The organism is Arthrobacter sp. M71 S08 (assembly GCF_059089725.1).
The window spans coordinates 16,241-34,856 of sequence record NZ_JBNHEY010000009.1 but is presented as its reverse complement, the minus strand read 5'-3'; the positions used below and the strand labels follow the sequence as shown (position 1 = coordinate 34,856).

The following is an 18,616-nucleotide window of genomic DNA, read 5'->3' as shown; positions in this document are numbered from 1 at the left end:
TGTTCCGGTGCACCAAGCTCCCGAAGCCACTTTGTAGGAAGTCTACAACGAAGCTGCCCGCTCGACCCTTGTCGATGACCGCTCTGTTGCGGCCTTGGGAGGGGGTGCCAGGCGTCCGATCACGAGCGCTGTCTGAAGCACGAACGCCTCGCGGGGGAGGAGCGGATCCCATCCGGTGATGTCGCAAACGCGTCGCAGGCGGTAGCGGACGGTGTTGGCATGGACGAAAAGTTCGCGGGATGTCGCTTCGAGGGAATGACCAAGCGCGAGGTACGCGGAGAGTGTTTCTTCCAGACCGTTCTGCGCGTTAGCGAGTGGCCGGTAGATGTTGCGCAGCAGTGCCTTGCGGGCTGTGTCGTCGCCGGAGATGACGCGTTCGGGCCAGAGATCGTCGGCGGCGACCGGACGGGGGGCCGAGGGCCAGGCGCGCGCTGCAGTGAGTCCGGCGAACGCTGCCTGGGCGGAACCGCTCGCCGCCACGAGTGAGGCTGATTCCGGTCCGTAGACAACCGGCCCGGGCCCGAACAGTTCGCTCAGTCTGGTATAGGAACTATCGCGGTCCTGGACCCCTCCGAGGACGAGGATGAGGCGATCACCCTGAATGCCGACCAGGGTGTCTTCAGCCAATCTGCCGGTGGTCCGTCGCAGATCATTAAGAAACATTGCGTTCGGCTCGGCTGGTGAGGTGCCCACCATGACGGTGATCGGTGCCTCCGATTTCCAGCCGACCGCTGCAATCCGGGACCGAAGCGCGTCAGAACTTTCTCCTCGGAGGATCGCATCAACCACCAGCGCTTCAAGACGCGTATCCCAGGATCCGCGGGTTTCAGCCGCGCGGGCATAGACGTCAGCTGCCGCGAAAGCCACCTCACGGGAGTACCTGAGCACGGCCTCGCGGAGGAGGCCCTGGTCGGCGTCCGAGGCGAGATCAGGAACCTGATCTTCAACCACCTGCACGACGACGCGGATCAGCTGGAGTGCCTTCTGGAGGCTGATGGACCGGGTGAGTTCCGTCGGTGCAGTCCCGAACACATCGCTGAGGACCCACGCTGGCGACACCGGCTTCTGGTACCAGTTCACGAAAGACGCGATGCCCTTCTGAGCGACCAGGCCGAGAGCTGATCTTTCATCCGGGCGCAGGTTGCGGTACCAGGGCAGGGAGGCGTCGAGCTGCTTCAGCGTGGTCGTCGAGAGGGCGCCGATCTGCGTCCGCAGCCGGTCCACGGTGGCCGGATCCGGAGCGGGCAGGGATGTCCCGCGCGGGGGATTGGGCGATGCCATGAATTGAGCATACGGCTCCAATACGTCAGGCTCCATTTTGTACGAAGGCTACAAAGTGGGCTTAAACGGCGAGCAGGATCCGCCGGCTTATCTCGTGAGCCGGCGGATCCTGCTACGGCGGTGTGTAGGTTAGGACTCTCCGCCCGTATTACCCGTAGTGCCTGCGTTGACGTCGAGGAGGGAGTACTTCTCGATTGCCTGGCGTGGTGCATCCTGGTCGACCTCGCCTCGTCTGGCGAGAAGTTCGAGGGTGCGTACGACGACGGAGTGTGAATCGATCTTGAAGAACCGGCGGGCGGCGGCGCGGGTATCCGAGAAGCCGAAGCCATCGGCGCCGAGGGTGGCGAATTCCTGCGGGAGGAACTGCCGGATCTGGTCGGGTACGGCTTTCATGTAGTCCGTGACGGCGATGACCGGTCCGGGTGCTTCGCCCAACTGCTGCGTGACGAACGGGATGCGGGTTTCGGCACCGGGATTGAGGAATGCTTCTTCCTCGGCGGCGAGGGCGTCACGCCGCAATTCGTTCCAGGAGGTCACCGACCACACATCGGCAGATACACCCCACTCGTCGGCAAGAATCTGCTGCGCTTCCAGGGCCCACGGCACGGCCACGCCCGAAGCCAGGATCTGCGACTTCGGAGTGTTCTCCGCCGAGTGTCCGTCCTTGAGCTTGTAAATGCCGCGGAGCAGTCCATCCACGTCGAGGTTTTCCGGCTCAGCAGGCTGGAGTATGGGCTCGTTGTAGACGGTGATGTAGTACATGACATTCGGGTCAGACCCGGACACAGCGTTGCCATCTCCGTACATCCGCTCGAGGCCGTCCTGGACGATGTGGCCGATCTCGTAGCCGTAGGCCGGGTCATAGGTGACGACCGCAGGATTGGTGGCGGCGAGGATCGGTGAGTGCCCGTCAGCGTGCTGGAGGCCTTCGCCGGTCAGGGTGGTCCGGCCGGCCGTGGCGCCGATGATGAACCCGCGGGTCATCTGGTCACCGGCCGCCCAGAAGGAGTCCCCGGTCCGCTGGAATCCGAACATCGAGTAGAACACATAGATCGGGATCAGCGGCTCCGCCTGGGTGGCATACGCTGTGCCCGCGGCGGTGAATGCCGCGACGGAGCCCGCCTCGTTGATGCCGGCGTGGAGAATCTGGCCTTCAATGGATTCCTTGTACGCGAGCACAAGGTCGCGGTCCACGGAAAGGTAGTTCTGGCCCTTGGGGTTGTAAATCTTTGCCGTCGGGAAAAACGAGTCCATACCGAACGTGCGGGCCTCATCCGGGATGATGGGGACGATCCGCTTACCGAACTCCTTGTCACGCATGAGGTCCTTCAGGAGCCTCACGAACGCCATGGTGGTGGCAGCCTGCTGCTTCCCGGATCCTCGCTTGGCAACCTCGTAGGTCTTATCCCCCGGGAGAGCAACCTGGGTGTGCTTGGAGCGTCGCTCCGGCAGGTAGCCTCCGAGCGCCTTGCGGCGTTCGTGCAGGTACTGGATCTCCGGCGCGTCGGGGCCCGGGTGGTAGTAGGGAGCGTTGTAGAGATCATCGTCGATTTGCTCGTCCGTGACGGGGATGCGGAGGTGGTCGCGGAAGGCCTTGAGGTCTGCATTGGTGAGTTTCTTCATCTGGTGGGTCGCGTTGCGGCCCTCGAAGTGCGGTCCGAGACCGTAGCCCTTCACTGTCTTGGCCAGGATCACCGTGGGCTTGCCCTTGAACTCCGTGGCGGCCTTGTATGCCGCGTAGACCTTGCGGTAGTCATGCCCGCCGCGCTTCAGGCCCCATACCTGCGCGTCGGTCATGTCCGCCACGAGGTCTTTGGTGACCGGGCTCTTCCCGAAGAAGTGATCGCGAACGAACCCACCGGATTCAGCCTTGTAGGTCTGGTAGTCACCGTCAGCGGTTTCATTCATGATCTTCACCAGGTCCCCGGAGGTGTCCCGGGCCAGCAGATCATCCCACTCCCGTCCCCAGACAACCTTGATCACGTTCCAGCCCGCTCCGCGGAAGAACGCCTCGAGTTCCTGCATGATCTTCCCGTTGCCCCTGACAGGGCCGTCCAGGCGCTGCAAGTTGCAGTTGATCACAAAATTCAGGTTGTCCAGGCCGTCATTGGCGGCCAACTGGAGCAAACCCCGGGATTCCGGTTCGTCCATTTCGCCGTCGCCGAGGAACGCCCAAACCTGCTGCCCGCTGGTGTCCTTGATACCACGGTTCTGCAGGTACCGGTTGTTCTGGGCCTGGTAGATCGCATTCATCGGCCCGATGCCCATCGACACCGTGGGGAATTCCCAGAACTCCGGCATCAACCGCGGATGCGGGTACGACGACAGGGCGTGTCCTTCCTTGGACTTCTCCTGCCGGAACCCGTCGAGGTCCTCCTCGGTGAGTCGGCCTTCCAGATATGCCCGGGCGTACATACCGGGGGAGGCATGGCCCTGGAAGAACACCTGATCGCCGCCGGAGGGGTGGTCCTTGCCTTTGAAGAAGTGGTTGAAGCCCACCTCGTACAGCGTCGCCGCGCCCGCATAGGTGGAGATATGACCGCCTACACCGATCTCGGGGCGCTGCGCCCGGTGCACCATGACCGCGGCGTTCCACCGCATCCATGCACGGTACTTACGCTCGATCTCCTCGTCGCCCGGAAACTCAGGCTCCTCGTCAACCGGGATGGTGTTCACATAGTCGGTCGTTACGACGCTGGGCAAACCGACCGACCGGCCTCCGGCACGGGCAAGCAAGCGGCCCAAAACCTCGCGGGCACGTTCGGAACCTCGCATGTCAACCAGCTGATCAAAGGACTCAACCCACTCAGCCGTCTCCTCCGGATCCGAATCCCCACCGGTACCCGAACCCACAATCCCCTGATCAGCAACCATGCCAAACCCTCCCAATCCGCAGATTATGTCTGCGACGTGTACGACTTCGTGCTTCGGGCCGTTGCTCGTCGAAGCGGTCAGAATCCGATCGGCGTTCGCCTGACCTTGGATTCACTGTGACACTCTAGCCCTGTGGGGTGTTTGATGCGTAGCTGAAAGATTGGCAGCTGGGCCAGGTTACGCCGGCATGGCGGGCCTCGTGCCCGGATTGGGTGGGCCCCCGCCGTAGTGCTGGGCTGGGAAGGGCCTGTCGGGCGCCGTCGTGGCGGGCTGTTGTGAGCGCGGGTTGAAGCGTAGCGCTTAAGGGTGTTGGCTGGTAATAATGCATATCAACGTACTGTGGGTCCGGGGTCAGAGATATCACCGGGATCAACGCAGCCTTTCGGGAGGAATAAAGTGAGCGAGGCCGAAGCCGCCACAGCAGGAAGCGTGGCGGGCAAACTGGGTTTCAAGGACGGCGACCTTGTTCAGGAACTTGGGTACGACGAGGATGTGGATTTCGACTTCCGTGGCGACCTGGAAGACGAGATCGGCTCCGAGCTCCTCACGGAGGACGACCAGGATGTGGTGGACGGCGTCGTCCTATGGTGGCGGTCCGACGACGGCGACCTTGTGGATGCGCTGGTCGACTCCCTGACATGTCTGGATGACGGCGGCGTCGTCTGGCTGCTCACACCCAAGTCGGGGAGGGACGGTTACGTGCCTCCATCGGAGATCCAGGAGGCAGCGCCGACTGCCGGTCTTCACGCCACATCCTCAGCCGGAGTCTCCCAGGACTGGGCTGCAACGCGCCTAGTGGCCCGCCGCAAGCAGTAAATGACTGTACTGCCTGCGCTCGGCGAGCCCGCTCCCGGGTTCGAGCTTTGCAACCAGCACGGGGAACCCGTCGGCCTGGGCGCGTTGCGCACCGCCGTCGTATTGGTGTTTTATCCGTTCGCGTTCTCGCGGGTCTGCACCGATGAACTGGACGAACTGCAGGAGAACCTTGACGAGTTCCGCCGGCGGCACGTGAAGGTCCTGGCAGTTTCCGTCGACCACAAATACGCCCTCCGCACGTACGCGGAGGAGCGGGGATACGCCTTCGACCTCCTGGCCGATTTCTGGCCGCATGGGGAGGTCGCCGGACGGTACGGCGTTCTGGACACGTCCGACGGCTATGCGCGGCGGGCGACCTTCTTCATCGATTCCACTGGCATCCTGAGGTCCCGTATCGATGCCCCGTTGGGGCAGCGGAGGTCGTTCGAGGATTACCGGGCAGCACTGCGTGAGCTCCCTGAACAGACAGTTGCACCTTCGCAATGACGTCCTCGCCGCTGCCGCATGCCTCGTCACTTCCTGGATTCGGAACGACTGGATTCGCCAGGGCTGAAGCAGCTGCGGTCGGCACCCTGTCGGAGGAACAGATCAGCTACCTTCGTTCCGCCGTCGGCCTTCTCGCCGGTAAGCGCCTGGCGGCCCTGACCGGGGCTGGGCTGAGCACCGACTCGGGTATCCCGGACTATCGCGGAGCGGACTCTGTTCCCCGGAACCCGATGACCTACCAGCAGTTCACAGGTGATGAGGCCCTGCGACGGCGCTACTGGGCCCGGAATCATGTGGGCTGGCACCACCTGCGGCGCGCGGACCCCAACGACGGACACCGGGCGCTGGCTCAGATGGAGCAGCGCGGTCTCCTTACCGGGCTGATTACCCAGAACGTGGACAGGCTGCATTCAATGGCCGGCAGCATCAACGTGGTGGATCTGCACGGAACCTACGACCGCGTAGTGTGCCTCAGTTGCCCCAGCTCGTTCAGCCGCCAGGACATTGCGGGCCTGCTCGAACGGCTGAACCCCGGTTACCTCGAGCGCGCGGGTGACGCGGGCGATGTGGCGCCGGATGCAGACGCCGATGTTGACGACACCTCAGACTTCACCATTGCGCCTTGCCCGGTATGCGGCGGGATGTTGAAACCGGACTTTGTCTACTTCGGAGAAAACGTGCCCAAGGATCGGGTGGAGCGTGCCTATTCGATGGTGGACGACGCCGGTGCCCTGTTGGTTGCCGGATCGTCGCTGACAGTGATGAGCGGGCTTCGCTTCGTTCGGCACGCAGCGAAGCACGACAAGCCTGTCGTCATCATCAACAGGGGGACGACGCGCGGCGACGAGTTCGCGTCACTGAAGCTGGAACTGGGCGTCTCGGAAGCCCTGGCCTACCTCGCGGAGGCGCTGCCCAGCCTTGGAGCGAACGACGCCGAAACCTCGATGGGCTGATTGGCCTTGGGGCACCCCGATCCGGTACAGTAATTGATCGTGGCAAAAGGGAGGTAACTCCTCTCCTGTTGCGTCAAGGGTCTTTAGCTCAGCTGGTAGAGCGCCACGTTTACACCGTGGATGTCATCGGTTCGATCCCGGTAGGACCCACCACTAAACCCCGCTGTTCCCGCCCATAACGGGCCGGAAGAGCGGGGTTCTTGCGTATATCCGTTGTCACGAAGCCCGACGCAGTTCCTCCACGAGTCGCGGCGCGAGTGCTTCCGCCATGGGCGCCGACAGATGGTGTGAGTCCCGGTAGGCGAGGATGTCACCGATGATCGCCGGACAATCTTCAGCGCACAGGTATCTGTTCATGTCCACGAATGTGGCTCCGGTCTCAACGGCCACTTTCCGTTCCGCTGCCGCCCGAACCGGATCAATAGCTTCCTCTCGTTCCGCATCGCAGGTTGAGGCGCGGTCGATGTTCCGTGACAGGCAGGATGCCGGGGCAGCATCGTGGAACGGCGTGTCGGCGAGAACCACAACCTTCGTCTCAGCAGGCATTGCCTTGATGGTGTCCGTCAGACCCTGCTTCCACTGGGTGCGCAAATCCTTTGAGGAGTTGACAGGCGTCACCTGTCCGTAGTTGCTCAGTACAACGAGCCGCGGCTTCATCGCCCGAATTTCCTGCAGAGCGCTCTCCCGCCACTGGTCGCACGCCGTGTACGGCTTCCCGCTGAGCTCGACGGAGATGGAGACAGACGGACACGACGACTTGGTGAAGGTGTGCAGTCGCGCGGACGTGCGCTGTGCAAGGTGTTCCACACCGGCGAACCACTGTTCCGCATGAGAGTCCCCGAAGAGCACGATGTCTTCTGAAGCGCGGGTGTCGCCATAGACACACTGTGTCTGGAGGTGTTTTTGTTCGGCCTGCGCATGGCAGCCGTCCCCGTTCGTGGGAGGTGCGCTGGTCGAAGCCTCTTCAAGCAGCGGAGTCATGTTGGACGGCACGAAGGTTGTCCCTGATGGGTACGGTGTGCCCGCTTCACGCTGCGCCGAATCCCGGGCCGTGAGGGGCACACGGTCGATGTGGGCGCCCACGCCGTAAGCCGCTCCCGCCATCACAACCGCGCCCGCAGTGGCAACTACAGTCGCCGGCGCCCCGCGCATGAGCAGGGTCCTGGGTGCTGATGAGCCGGCGGACGGAAGCTTCCTGGGGTAACGGAAAGGCTCCTCCACGAAACGGTGAAGCAATATTGCCAGCGGCACACTCAGCGCACCGAGTGCCAGGGTGAGGGCAAGCGGCAACTCATTCTCAACTCCGACGGCGAGTTGCGGGATGGTCAGCAGAGGCCAGTGCACGAGGTAGGTGGAATAGGACCAGCGGCCGAGCGCCTGCATCACCGGGTTGGTGAGCACTCGCGGACGCGGCCCGTTCACTCCTCCCACTATGACGGCGGCCGTTGAGAGAACGGGAAGCAGCGCAGCTGAGCCTGGAAAGGCGGTTGCAGAGGTTAGCAGCACGAAGCTTGCGACGATTCCAACGAGGCCGCACCACACCAGAAACCGTCTAACCCACCCAGGTAACGCCCGCGTGGCACCGCTCAGTGCCCATGCCGCGAGGGCACCGACGCCAAGTTCCCAGGCCCTGGCAGGGAGCGAGAAGAATGCCCACGCAGGGTAGGGCCCGAGCAGCATCAGGTTGCAGATGAACGACGCTGCAACCAAGCCGGCCAGGATGGCGCCAAAGCGTTTCCCGCCACCGCGTACAAGCAGGAACGCGCCCAGCAGCAGCAGCGGCCAGAGGAGGTAGAACTGTTCTTCGATGCCGAGGGACCAGTAATGCTGGAACGGAGAGGGAGAAGTCTCCGCCAGGTAATCCGTCCCCTCGACGGCGAAAAGCAGGTTCGGGACGTACAGCGCCGTCGCGGCGGCGTCGTTCATCGTGCCGGGCACGTCTACGCGGGGAACGAACAAGACCGATGCCACTGCAGTCAGCACCAATACCACCAGGGCCGCCGGAAGGATCCTCCGTATGCGACGCGAGTAGAACTGTGCAAAGCGGATGGTGCCGTCGGCTTGCAACATCGACAGCAGATGGCTGGTGATCAGGAATCCGGAGATGACAAAGAAAACATCGACGCCGGAGTAGCCGCCCGGGAGCGCGGAAATCCCGGCGTGGTACAGGACCACCGCAAGTACGGCCACTGCTCGAAGACCCTGGATATCCGGTCGAAGGTTGGCTGAGCTTCTGGCCGGTCGAACCGTTGCTGAATGTTCTGGTGGGTGGGACATTCCATTGAACATATCAATTCGATAACGGTCGGTGCATCTTGGTCGCTGATCTTGCGGACGAATTGTTGCGACGGATTACCTCGCAGCTGGAGGGCCGTCTGGCTTCAAACGTGACGCCGGTAATAGGGTGGGAGGGCCAAGGCGCACAGGGGCGTCGCTAAGTGATGTGCCCCTGACCACGGGGCAAACCTGCAGATGGAGACTTGATGAGTGCACAAATCGGCGTGACCGGCCTCGCCGTCATGGGAGCGAACCTGGCCCGGAACCTCGCTCGGAACGGTTACACGGTGGCCCTTCACAACAGGTCGGTTGAGAAGACCGACGCCCTGCTTGAGAAGCACGGCGACGAGGGCGAGTTCATTCGGACGGAGTCGCTCCAAGAGCTCGTTGACTCGCTGGAAAAGCCCCGCCGGGTCCTGATCATGGTCAAGGCGGGTACACCCGTTGACTCTGTGATCGAACAGCTCGAGCCGCTGCTGGAGCCGGGCGACATCGTCATCGACGCAGGCAACTCGCACTACGAAGATACCCGTCGTCGGGAAGCGGCACTGGCCGAGAAGAGCCTCCACTTCGTCGGCGTCGGCGTGTCTGGTGGTGAGGAGGGAGCACTTCTTGGCCCGTCCATCATGCCGGGCGGTTCACGGGAATCCTACGACTCACTGGGTCCGATGCTCGAGAAAATCTCCGCGAAGTACAACGGTGAGCCGTGCTGCCGCTGGGTCGGCACCGACGGTGCCGGACACTTCGTCAAGATGGTGCACAACGGCATCGAGTACGCCGACATGCAGGTCATCGGCGAAGCTTATGATGTCCTTCGCACGGCTGCGGGAATCGAGCCCGAAGAGCAGGCCAAGATCTTCACGGACTGGAACAGCGGGACCCTCTCGTCCTTCCTGATCGAAATCACCGCTGAAGTGCTCGGCCACACTGACACCCGCACGGGGAAGCCGTTCGTCGACGTCGTCGTCGATTCAGCCGGCCAGAAGGGTACCGGCCGCTGGACCGTCGTTTCGGCTCTCGAGCTCGGCAGCCCGACCTCCGGAATTGCCGAATCGGTATTCGCGCGCGGACTTTCTTCCCAGCGGGACCAGCGAGAGCTCGCGCAGGGCATCCTCGAGGGTCACGAGGGCGCCGTTGAGCTGCCCGAGGGCTTCGTGGAGGACGTCCGTCTGGCCCTGTACGCATCGAAGCTGGTCAGTTACGCGCAGGGGATCGATATGCTCACCGCGGCAGCCAAGGAGTACGGCTGGGACCTCAAGCTCGACGAGATCGCTTCTCTCTGGCGCGCCGGCTGCATCATCCGCGCCGAGCTGCTCGACGACATCATGAAGGCATACGCGGCAGACGAAAAGCCTGCCAACCTGCTTCTGGCCCCGGCGTTTGCCGAGTCCATAGCCGGGGCGGTTCCCGCGTGGCGTCGTGTCGTTTCGACTGCCGTGCAGTTGGGTATCCCGGTTCCGGTGTTCTCTTCGTCGCTGGCCTACTACGACGGACTGCGCCGCAAGCGCCTCCCTGCTGCCCTGACGCAGGGCCTCCGGGATCTCTTCGGAGCCCACACCTACAACCGTGTGGACGCTGACGGAACCTTCCACACGCTCTGGGGCGAAGACCGCTCAGAAGTCGAAGCAGTGGACACCCACTAGGAATCACAAACGCGCAAAAGCCCCGGCGGAAGAAATCCGCCGGGGCTTTTGCGTTCGCGAATGGAATTCAGATGTAGAGGGCAGGGTCGATGTATTCGGCCGGATCCACTGCAGGCAACGTCTCCCGCGCCGAGTCACGGTGCCGGAAAGTCGCGGGGATGCCCGTGACGATCGAGTCCGGAGGCGTGTCCTTAACGACGACGGCGTTGGCACCGACCGCGCTCCCCGCGCCGATGGTGATCGGACCCAGTACCTTGGCGCCGGCCCCAATCGCGACGCGGTCGCCGATGGTCGGATGACGCTTGACCTTCTCCAGGGAGCGGCCGCCGAGCGTGACGCCCTGATACATCATGACGTCGTCACCGATTTCCGCCGTGCCGCCGATGACCACTCCCATGCCATGGTCAATGAAGAAGCGCCGGCCGATGGTGGCTCCCGGGTGGATCTCAATCCCGGTGACGAACCGTGCCACCTGGGCAAGGACACGCGCCGGGAACCGGAGCACCGGAACCTGCCACATGCGGTGCGTCAGACGGTGTACCCAGATCGCGTGCAGCCCTGAGTAGACAATGCTGTTCTCGACGTCGCCCCGGGCAGCCGGGTCATGCACCCGGGCGGCTTCGAGGTCTTCTCGCAGTCTTGCTAGGAAGCTCACAGATCACTCTCTGTTGAAGGAATGACTAACCCCGAATGTCGTCGAAAAGCACCGTGGAAATGTAGCGCTCCCCGAAGTCACAGACAACGGCCACGATGAGCTTACCCGCGTTCTCCGGACGCTTGGCCAGTTCCAGCGCGCCCCAGACGATTGCTCCCGAGGAGATCCCGCCGAGGATGCCTTCCTGCGTACCGAGCGCACGCGCCACACGTACGGAATCCTCCACGCTCGCATCTATGACTTCGTCATAGATGGAGGTATCGAGGATCTCGGGGACGAAGTTCGCCCCCAGCCCCTGGATCTTGTGTGGGCCCGGGGCTCCACCGTTGAGGATTGCGGAATCTGCCGGCTCCACGGCGACGATCTTGACGTCCGGCTTGCGTTCCTTGAGTACCTGCCCGACGCCGGTCACGGTGCCGCCGGTTCCGACGCCGGCGACGAAGATGTCCACCTTGCCGTCGGTGTCATTCCACACTTCTTCGGCAGTCGTTGCTCGGTGGATTGCCGGGTTCGCCTCGTTTGCGAACTGGCGCGCCCAGACGGCGTTGTCGCTGGAGGCAACGATTTCCTTGGCACGGTCAACGGCGCCGCGCATGCCCTCCGAGCCGGGGGTCAGAACGATCTCCGCACCGTAGGCCCGCAGCATGACCCGGCGTTCAGTGGACATGGTTTCGGGCATCGTGAGGACAACCTTGTAGCCACGGGCAGCGCCCACCATGGCCAGTGCGATACCGGTGTTGCCCGAGGTCCCCTCGACAATGGTGCCGCCGGGCTTCAGTGCGCCGGCCTTCTCAGCTGCATCGATGATCGCTACGCCGATACGGTCCTTGACGCTGTTGGCCGGGTTGTAGAACTCGAGTTTGACTGCGACCTCCGCATCCAGTCCCTCGGTCAGGCGGTTCAGGCGCACCAGGGGAGTGCGGCCTACCAACTGGGTGACGTCGTCGTAAATCGGTGCCATGGGATTCCTGTCTGGGGGTTACGTACGGATTGCAGCAAAACTGTGCCCAGCCTAGTCAGCGACTACATGCAGAACTATGCGGTGAGCCATTCAGCGTAATATTTCCGCGCCTTGGCAAGCTTCGGATTGATAATCACCTGGCAGTACCCCTGCTCGGGGTGCTTGGCATAGAAGTTCTGGTGGTATTCCTCCGCTACGTAGAACTTCGGAAGGCGCACAACCTCGGTCACGATCGGGTTCGCCCAGTCTCCCTGATGCCGCTCGATGGCGCGCTCGAACAGTTCCTTCTGCTCGACGTCCTGGTAGAACATCGACGAGCGGTACTGGGTCCCGACGTCGTAACCCTGGCGGTTGAGTGTGGTGGGATCATGCGAGGCGAAGAAGATCCCCAGGATCACTTCAATGGGAACAACCGTCTCGTCGAAGGTGACGGCCACAACTTCGGCGTGCCCGGTGATTCCCGCGCACACTGACTCGTAGTCCGGGTCCTGGTCGTGTCCACCGGTATAACCGGAGACCACATCGGTAACGCCTCGGGTCTTTTGGTAGACGGCATCGAGGCACCAAAAGCAGCCCCCACCCAGCACGAAAGTCATCATGCCTCTTAACAATGCTTCAACGGACGTGATGATTCCCGAGCGCCGATACAGGGCATCGCGAAAGGACGCCGTTGAACCCGGAAACACCATGGAAGGCTGGTAGAACTAGGGCTATGGAAGCTGACGAAGAACACACCTCAGATACTGACGAGGCGAGTGTATCGAGGCCCACTGTCGGGGACGTGCTGCTCGCGGTCGAGGAGCTGTGGCCCGAATCGCTTGCGGAGGACTGGGATGCGGTTGGGCTCGTTGTGGGCCGTCCGGATCGGGAAGTCTCCACCATCGTCTTCGCCGTAGACCCGTCGGAGGCCGTCATTGACGATGCCGTGGGACGGGGCGCGGATCTGATTGTCGCCCACCATCCGCTCATGCTGAAACCCGTCAACTCGGTGGCGGCCACCCATGCCAAAGGTGCCGCGGTGCACCGGCTTATCGAGGCGGGCTGCGCACTGGTTACCGTGCATACCAACGGAGACAGCGCCGTCGGAGGCGTTTCCGATGTGCTCGCCGACGCACTCGGCTTATCCAACGTCCAGCCACTGGCCGGATCGGTGGAGGGGCTGCCCGAGGAGGGGATCGGCCGTGTGGGGGACCTGGCTGATGTGACCTCGCTGGGGGACTTCGCCGAACTTGTCTTCAGCCTGCTACCAGCGGTGGCCGGTGGAATGCGCGTCGCGGGCGACCGCCACGGTCTTGTCCGGCGTGTGGCAGTATGCGGCGGAGCAGGGGACAACCTCTTTGACCGGGTGCGAGCGAGCCGGGCCGACGTCTATGTCACCGCCGACCTTCGGCATCACCCTGCCCTTGAAGCGCGGGAAGCGGCCGTGAACGGCCGCCCCTACCTCATTGATGTCTCGCACTTCGGCAGCGAATGGCTGTGGCTGACCCCCGCCGCCAACGCATTGTCCAACGTCCTGTCCGATCAGGGCTTCACCATTGATGTGCGGGTCAGTACGGTCAATTCCGATCCCTGGGACTTCGTGCTCACCCCGGGCGGGAACTAGCTCTCCACCGTCCTGTCCAGCGTGTCGGGTCCCCGCCTGTGTGCCATAAGGTAGTGAGAACGGAATATGGCGACGGCGGAGGACTATCGGTGGCAAAAGCACCTCAGGCGGAACAGCTGCGGCTTCTTGATCTGCAGGCTCATGATTCGAAGCTCAACCAGTTGCAGCGGCAGGCGGCTACCGTCAGAGCCAACCCGGAACTGGCGGCCCTCGCAACCCAGGTGGCAACCGCAGAATCCGAACACGTCACGGCGGCCACAAATCTCAGCGACGCCGAGCGGGACCTCACAAGGGCGGAGGATGACGTCCAGGCCGTTGTCACCAGGCTCGAAAGGGACGAGCAGCGGCTGAACAGCGGAACCGGATCATCGAAAGACCTGACAGCTCTCCAGAGCGAAGTCGCCTCGCTTACCCGCCGTCGCTCTGACCTGGAAGATGTCGAACTTGAGGTGATGGAGCGGGTCGAAGCGGCGCGCGCAGCACGTGATGAGGCCCGGAAGCGCGCTGAGTCCATTCAGGCTGAACTCCGCGAACTTGAAAATGCCCGCGACGAGGAGCTGGCCCGCATTGAAGCCGAGCAAGCGGAGGTCCAGGCAACACGCAACGAACTGGCCGCTTCCTTCGAGCCTGCACTGCTTGCGCTCTACGACAGGACACTGGCCAAGCGCGGAGTTGGCGCGGCCAGGCTGTTCCACGGCCGGTCCGAAGGCTCAGGTCTGCAGCTCAGTCCCGGCGACCTTGCTGACATCTCCCGCGCTGCTGACGACGACGTTGTGATCTGCCCCGACTCCGGATGCATCCTCGTGCGGTCCGCCGAGTGGGGAAGCTGACGGGGTGCACGGTTCCGCTGTGACCCTGTTCGACGACGCGTTCCCTTCCGCTGCGGACGAAGGCGCCGCTCGCCCGACCCACGACCTCCTCATCGTCGAAGCCGACGGCGGCTCCCGCGGGAACCCGGGACATGCAGGGTACGGCGCGCTGGTTCGTGACCCGGAGACCGGCGCCATTCTGGTGGAGAAGGCCGGTTACGTCGGGATCGCCTCCAACAACGTCGCGGAGTATTCCGGACTTCTCGCCGGCCTGGAACTCGTGAATGAGATCGATCCGCACTGCCGGATCCTCGTCAAGATGGACTCAAAGCTCGTTGTCGAGCAAATGAGCGGGCGCTGGAAGATTAAGCATGCGGACATGCAGAAACTGGCAGGGCAAGCCCGCCGCATCGTGGATCCCCGCCGTGTACGGTACGAATGGATTCCCCGCGAACGCAACAAGGACGCCGACAGGCTGTCCAATGAAGCCATGGACGCCGGCATGGCGGGCGTGGAATGGAAGCCAAAAAAGGCCGTGGCAGCCAAGCCGGCTGCCCGGACGAGCGTGGAGGCCGCCGTCGTCGATCCTCCTCGTGTGCCTACCGGAACGCTCCATCACGTTGAGGTCTGGGTCAAAGACCTGGACTCCGCGCGCAACAGCATGGGCTGGCTGTTCGAACGGCTGGGTTTTGTATTGAAGGACACCTGGAACGACGGCGCGAGCTGGGAAGGGAATGGCTTGTACCTCGTGCTCGAGTCAGGGCCGGACATCCTGCCCGGACCGCACGAACGCCGTCGGCAGGGTGTCAACCATCTCGCCTTCAACGCGGGCACGCGCGCTGAAGTTGACCTGCTCGCGCGTCGGGCGGCCAGCCATGGGTGGACCCTCTTGTTCGGCGATAGGCATCCCTTTGCCGGCGGGCAGAACCATTACGCGGCGTACCTGGAGAACGCTGAAGGGTTCGAGGTCGAGCTCGTCGCGCGGTCCGACGCCTAGCACCCAAGCTGGAGGCGGCGGCCGTCAGCTGCCCGAGAGGACGATATTCAGCTGGGCGGCCTTCTTCGCAGTAGCGGGCACAAGCTCGCAGGTCCACCGCTCCGATGCCGCGCGAAGCAGTTGTTCGGCAGAGGCAGGCTGCTTCCCCCGGCGGGTCAGCAGATGATGGGCCAACTCGCCGCGCGTGTGTTTCGCGAAGTGCGAGACCACGGTTCGGCGTCCATTCCGTTCCTGAAACACGTTGACGGCGACCGACCGCTCGGGTGGCCCGGCCCACACCGTCGCGTACGTGCTTGAACGGCAGTCGACGATGAGCGAGTCACGGGCCCGTTCGTCCAGAACGACCGCCAGGTGCTTGCGCCAGAAGGGGGTCAGCTTTCCGATGCCGGGAAGCTCGACGGACATCGACAGCCGGTAGGCCGGTACGGCATCGGCGAAGCCGAGAGCGCCCCAGAGGGCCGAAACGACGACGACGGCGGCGTCGGCCTTGCGTTTCTGGGCGGGGGTCATGCTCCGGTACCCGAGAGCGTCATACAGGACACCCGAATAAACGGTATGCGCGGGCGCCGCGGGAGTTTCGCGCAACTCGATGTTGCGCCGCACTTCCTCCGCCAGCGAGTCTCCCACCCCGAGGACGGCGTGAGCGTCATCGTGTGCGCTGACCTTCGAGAGCGCGGCGAGCACCGTGGAACGGGCATCAGTCAGCTCCGGAAAGGCCAGAGAGTCGAGATCGAGCCGGCGCCCCTTTCCTGCGGCCGTTTTTCCTTCAGAGGGCGGAAGCAGAATAAGCACCTCAATACTCTACTGTGCCCGTCAGGGCAGTAAGCGGTGACCCAGCGCTCGTCCCGGTGCGCACCATGTCAACCGACACGTAGAATTGTTGTGGATGGGTTGGCCAGGCGGCCGCGTGGGAAGCCGTTCTTGGCTTCTCCCGAGGAACGTCCGGGCTCCGAAGGGCAGGGTGGTGGGTAACGCCCACTCGGGGTAACCCGCAGGCAAGTGCCACAGAAAAGAGACCGCCCCGATGGTTCGTCCAGACGGGGTAAGGGTGAAACGGCGGTGTAAGAGACCACCAGCGCACCGGGTGACCGGAGCGGCTAGGTAAACCCCACCCGGAGCAAGGCCAGACAGGGCACGATTGAGGGCTGCCCGCCCGAGTGTCCGGGTAGGCCGCTGGAGGGCGTCGGCAACGGCGTCCGTAGATGGATGGCCGCCACTGCTGCTCTTTACGGGCGGCAGGACAGAACCCGGCGTATCGGCCAACCCATCCATCCATCCGGGCTGCGCCACCGGCGCAAGATGGTCCATCGGCTCTGCCGTTTAGTCAAGGGTGCTGGGTCCGTTCGCGACCGGTCATCCACAAATGGGCTTAACACCCATTACGCTCCATTACCCTGAGGGGATGGCCGAGACGACTGCACCCAGCGCGTCCCTGGTGCGTCGCAACACGAACTTCAGGGCCCTGTGGTTATCCGCCACGGCTGGAGTGTTCGGCACGGCCGTCGCCGCCGTTGCTCTTCCCATCATTGCGGCGGTGGAACTTGACGCCAGCGACTTCGCCGTGGCTGCCCTTTCGGGGATGGCCTTCCTGCCCTGGCTGCTCTTTGGTCTGCCGATCGGCGTCTGGGTGGATCGCTGGCCGCGCAAGCCCGTTATTGTCTGGTCGCTTGTGGTGCGAATAGTGGCACTTGCGACGCTGCCCGTGGCCTATTGGTTCGGGATGCTCACAGTAGCCCAGCTATTCATCGTGGCCTTCATCGCCGGGTTGTCGTCGGTGTTCTTCAGCCTGGCAGACCAGGTCCTGGTGCAGCAGGCCCTGACCGGAGATGAACTGGTCGAGGGGAACGGCATCATTACGGCATCCGGAGCCTCCGCGGATGCGGCCGGGCGGGGCATCAGCGGGTGGCTCACGGTTGCCCTGGGAGCCTCCAACACGCTCCTGGTGCAGGTGGGAGCGTCTCTTGCCTCCCTGGCTGCAGTATCCTCCCTTCAGATCCAGGAAAGGACAGTAGCTCAGGGGGAGCGACGCATCTTTGCAGACATGATGGATGGGCTGCGCTACACCTTCAGTACAGCCCCGCTGCGGGCAATCCTCTTCAACGCGGCGCTGTGGAACCTTGGCGGCAGCATGGTCGCTTCACTGATGGTGCTGCTGGTGATGCGGGTACTGGGGGAGTCGGAGATTTGGCTGGGCCTGTTGATGGCTGCAACGTCCGTGGGTGGGGCAGTCGGCGGTTTCGGCGCCAAACGGCTTACTGAGCGGCTGGGGTCCGGCCCGGTGTGGCGTTGGTCGATGGTTCCCGGAGTGTTGGGCTACGCATCGCTGCTCGTTATGACACCCGGGTCGGGGATGATCTTTGGGCTAATCGGGATGTTCGTCATGGGGGTCTCGATTGCGCTGAACATCGTCGTCGGTACGAGCTTCCGTCAGCGTGTCTGCCCGCCGGCTATGATGGGCAGACTGGGAGCGGCGACAAGGATGGTCAGCTGGGGGATGCTGGGCATAGCCAGCATCCTTGGCGGGATTCTCGCCGAGACGCTGGGCATCACCCCTGCGGTCCGGGTAGGTGTCCTGCTGGCGGCCACAGCACCGCTCATTGCGCTTCTCGGACCATTGCGGTCGGTTCAGCGCTTGGAAGACCTTGACCGCGAGCCGATGCCGGCTGCTTAGTGGCCGAATGGATCCGGATCCACACCCGGCATCCAGGTCAGTCCCGGCTGACCCCAGCCGTTCACCTTGACGGCCTTCTTTGCCTTGCGGGCGTACCGGGGATTGAGGCGATCCACGTACAGCGTGCCGTTCAGGTGGTCGAACTCGTGCTGCATGCAGCGGGCGAACCATCCGGTCGCCTCGAATTCGACCGGGGTGCCATCGCCGTCATAACCGTTCACCTTGACCCACTCCGCGCGCTTGAGCGGAAATGCCTCACCGGGAAAGGAGAGGCACCCTTCTGATTCTTCTTCATCCGGCTCAGCTCCCGAGACCTTCGAGGTGACCAGGGTGGGGTTCACCAGAACCCCACGGGGCGGCACGTCGTCGTCGTTCGCCATTCCGTACACGAAGATACGCAGGCCGACGCCGATCTGCGGGGCCGCGAGGCCCACTCCATTGGCCTCGTCCATCGTCTCGTACATGTCCGAAATGAGGGAGCGCAGCCCATCATCGAATAGTTCGACGTCGACGGCCCGCCGGTGTAGCACGGGCTCGCCGGCGATGGTGATAGGGCGAACAGGCATGGGGAACTCTTCCTTGCTCCGGGC

16 protein-coding genes, 1 tRNA gene and 1 other RNA gene are annotated in these 18,616 nt (G+C 63.4%); 10 read left to right on the top strand and 8 right to left on the bottom strand.

Features of this window, described 5'->3' with window-relative positions:
• Positions 1-42: 42 nt before the first annotated feature.
• Both AC5RTB_RS15195 and aceE read right to left on the bottom strand, forming a co-directional pair.
• Entirely contained in the window at positions 43-1,281 is a 1,239-nt protein-coding gene (locus AC5RTB_RS15195; RefSeq protein WP_494061890.1) for a PucR family transcriptional regulator, read from the bottom strand.
• 129 nt (positions 1,282-1,410) lie between these two features.
• Positions 1,411-4,155 carry a pyruvate dehydrogenase (acetyl-transferring), homodimeric type gene (gene aceE, locus AC5RTB_RS15190; protein ID WP_494061889.1) on the bottom strand — a complete coding sequence of 915 codons (2,745 nt, stop codon included), beginning with the start codon at positions 4,153-4,155 and terminating at the stop codon, positions 1,411-1,413.
• A gap of 396 nt (positions 4,156-4,551) precedes the next feature.
• On the opposite strand from aceE, the gene AC5RTB_RS15185 reads away from it, so the two are divergent.
• The 4 genes from AC5RTB_RS15185 to AC5RTB_RS15170 all read left to right on the top strand — a co-directional run bounded on the left by AC5RTB_RS15185 (position 4,552) and on the right by AC5RTB_RS15170 (position 6,563).
• Positions 4,552-4,971: a DUF3052 domain-containing protein gene (locus tag AC5RTB_RS15185; RefSeq protein WP_494061888.1), complete on the top strand. Its 420-nt coding sequence runs from the start codon at positions 4,552-4,554 to the stop codon at positions 4,969-4,971.
• The gene (locus AC5RTB_RS15180) at positions 4,972-5,457 is read left to right on the top strand and encodes a peroxiredoxin (RefSeq protein WP_494061887.1); all 486 of its coding nucleotides are present in this window, start codon (positions 4,972-4,974) and stop codon (positions 5,455-5,457) included.
• Complete coding sequence (locus AC5RTB_RS15175) at positions 5,454-6,410, top strand: NAD-dependent protein deacetylase (RefSeq protein WP_494061886.1); 957 nt, start codon at positions 5,454-5,456, stop codon at positions 6,408-6,410. The genes AC5RTB_RS15180 and AC5RTB_RS15175 overlap by 4 nt, the downstream gene beginning before the upstream one ends.
• 77 nt (positions 6,411-6,487) lie before the next feature.
• Positions 6,488-6,563 (top strand) — tRNA-Val (locus AC5RTB_RS15170).
• Positions 6,564-6,626: 63 nt separating this feature from the next.
• Here AC5RTB_RS15170 and AC5RTB_RS15165 read toward each other — a convergent pair.
• On the bottom strand, positions 6,627-8,687 hold the full coding sequence (locus tag AC5RTB_RS15165; protein WP_494061885.1) for an acyltransferase family protein: 2,061 nt from the start codon (positions 8,685-8,687) through the stop codon (positions 6,627-6,629).
• A 206-nt stretch (positions 8,688-8,893) separates the two neighbouring features.
• Between AC5RTB_RS15165 and gnd the strand changes: the two genes are divergently transcribed.
• Positions 8,894-10,330, top strand: coding sequence for an NADP-dependent phosphogluconate dehydrogenase (gene gnd / locus AC5RTB_RS15160; protein WP_494061884.1), 1,437 nt, complete (start codon positions 8,894-8,896; stop codon positions 10,328-10,330).
• A gap of 67 nt (positions 10,331-10,397) precedes the next feature.
• Here the strand turns inward: gnd and epsC are convergent, their stop codons facing one another.
• From epsC to msrA, 3 genes are all read right to left on the bottom strand, one after another.
• On the bottom strand, positions 10,398-10,985 hold the full coding sequence (gene epsC, locus AC5RTB_RS15155) for a serine O-acetyltransferase EpsC (RefSeq protein WP_494061883.1): 588 nt from the start codon (positions 10,983-10,985) through the stop codon (positions 10,398-10,400).
• A gap of 25 nt (positions 10,986-11,010) precedes the next feature.
• Positions 11,011-11,946 (bottom strand): cysteine synthase A, encoded by a 936-nt coding sequence (gene cysK / locus AC5RTB_RS15150; RefSeq protein ID WP_494061882.1) that lies wholly within the window; start codon positions 11,944-11,946, stop codon positions 11,011-11,013.
• A 74-nt stretch (positions 11,947-12,020) separates the two neighbouring features.
• Positions 12,021-12,545 carry a peptide-methionine (S)-S-oxide reductase MsrA gene (gene msrA / locus AC5RTB_RS15145; protein ID WP_494061881.1) on the bottom strand — a complete coding sequence of 175 codons (525 nt, stop codon included), beginning with the start codon at positions 12,543-12,545 and terminating at the stop codon, positions 12,021-12,023.
• Between the two features lie 113 nt (positions 12,546-12,658).
• Between msrA and AC5RTB_RS15140 the strand changes: the two genes are divergently transcribed.
• The 3 genes from AC5RTB_RS15140 (at position 12,659) to AC5RTB_RS15130 (ending at position 15,355) form a co-directional block, all read left to right on the top strand.
• Positions 12,659-13,549, top strand: a complete 891-nt coding sequence (locus tag AC5RTB_RS15140) for a Nif3-like dinuclear metal center hexameric protein (protein WP_494061880.1) — start codon at positions 12,659-12,661, stop codon at positions 13,547-13,549.
• Between the two features lie 89 nt (positions 13,550-13,638).
• A complete protein-coding gene (locus tag AC5RTB_RS15135; protein ID WP_494061879.1) occupies positions 13,639-14,379 on the top strand; it encodes a zinc ribbon domain-containing protein in 741 nt (246 codons plus the stop codon).
• A 19-nt stretch (positions 14,380-14,398) separates the two neighbouring features.
• Positions 14,399-15,355: a reverse transcriptase-like protein gene (locus AC5RTB_RS15130; RefSeq protein WP_494061878.1), complete on the top strand. Its 957-nt coding sequence runs from the start codon at positions 14,399-14,401 to the stop codon at positions 15,353-15,355.
• Between the two features lie 24 nt (positions 15,356-15,379).
• Here the strand turns inward: AC5RTB_RS15130 and AC5RTB_RS15125 are convergent, their stop codons facing one another.
• Positions 15,380-16,147, bottom strand: a complete 768-nt coding sequence (locus tag AC5RTB_RS15125; RefSeq protein WP_494061877.1) for a YaaA family protein — start codon at positions 16,145-16,147, stop codon at positions 15,380-15,382.
• Between the two features lie 95 nt (positions 16,148-16,242).
• On the opposite strand from AC5RTB_RS15125, the gene rnpB reads away from it, so the two are divergent.
• An RNA gene (gene rnpB, locus AC5RTB_RS15120) (RNase P RNA component class A) lies at positions 16,243-16,626 on the top strand.
• Between the two features lie 131 nt (positions 16,627-16,757).
• The gene (locus tag AC5RTB_RS15115) at positions 16,758-18,026 is read left to right on the top strand and encodes an MFS transporter (RefSeq protein ID WP_494061876.1); all 1,269 of its coding nucleotides are present in this window, start codon (positions 16,758-16,760) and stop codon (positions 18,024-18,026) included.
• Here AC5RTB_RS15115 and def read toward each other — a convergent pair.
• On the bottom strand, positions 18,023-18,592 hold the full coding sequence (def, locus tag AC5RTB_RS15110; protein WP_494061875.1) for a peptide deformylase: 570 nt from the start codon (positions 18,590-18,592) through the stop codon (positions 18,023-18,025). The two genes, AC5RTB_RS15115 and def, sit on opposite strands and share 4 nt — an antisense overlap.
• Between the last annotated feature and the right edge of the window lie 24 nt (positions 18,593-18,616).